This window comes from Enterovibrio norvegicus (genome assembly GCF_002876705.1).
GTDB lineage: Bacteria > Pseudomonadota > Gammaproteobacteria > Enterobacterales > Vibrionaceae > Enterovibrio > Enterovibrio norvegicus_B.
This window is the reverse complement of sequence record NZ_MDAG01000080.1, coordinates 1-904: the sequence shown is the minus strand read 5'-3', so window position 1 is coordinate 904 and position 904 is coordinate 1. Positions and strand designations below refer to the sequence as shown.

The window sequence follows — 904 nt, the reverse complement described above, 5'->3', positions numbered from 1 at the left end:
CGCTTAGCTTGGCGTTATATTATCAGGAGGGCAGTTGACAGAGTTCTATATCGACTTAAATGATAATGATTCGTTCATGTGCTCAAGTGAGAATGTTATTTATGATAATCCAGTTCATTTATGTGTTTGTGAATCATGCGGGTATCGTACAAACTTCGAATATGTGATTGATAGTTTTTCCTTGAAAAGGAAGAATTATGACTTGTCTATTACTTATGATGGATACTACGTTGCATCTCTGAAGTTCAAAGAAACAGTCGAGAGGAAGTGCCTGAAAGGCATTGAGTTTATTCAACTAAAAGAAGAACCAGATCTCTTTGTCATGTTCGTACGAAATGTAGTGTGCTTTGATATGGAAAAGAGAAACTCAAGACGCATTAACCTCTGTTCAAATTGCGGTAACTACGAATCGATAGTTGGTGCGACTCCTGCCTTTTTAAAAGAGAAACTTCCTTCGGATATCTGCCGCAGTGATGTAATGTTTGGTTCCGGCAATGGCAAGCATCCGCTGCTTTTTTCGTCTCAGTACTTCGTTGACTTAGTAGAAAAAGAGAAGTTAAAAGGCATCAAATTTACACCAGTACGAACATAACAAGCGAATGAACGAGGGACGTTTACTCGTGGCGCATTTTTCATTGAAACGCTGTGATTTAGGCATCTTAATCAGTTTGGGTTAGTAAACGCCCGTTATCCGAACGTTACATGCAAGAGATATGAGTACATTGGAAGAATTCAGAGAAAATAAAGATAGCTGGATTGGTGTGGCTTACAAAGAGACCCGCTCAGATGATCGTGGAAGCTACGATGCAAATGAAAAGGCTCGCTATTCTCTTTTGATACTGCTCCAGTATGACTTCCAAGAGACAGATCTAGAATTAATACGGTTTCTCTTTGAGCAAGAAAT

At 39.2% G+C, this 904-nt stretch carries 2 protein-coding genes; both read left to right on the top strand.

What is annotated here, in order from left to right:
- Positions 1–202 precede the first annotated feature (202 nt).
- Positions 203–592 (top strand): hypothetical protein, encoded by a 390-nt coding sequence (locus BCT27_RS24690; protein WP_102397087.1) that lies wholly within the window; start codon positions 203–205, stop codon positions 590–592.
- A gap of 121 nt (positions 593–713) precedes the next feature.
- Positions 714–904, top strand: a 191-nt coding sequence (locus BCT27_RS25765) for a hypothetical protein (RefSeq protein WP_206748027.1), incomplete at its 3' end; no start/stop codon positions are given.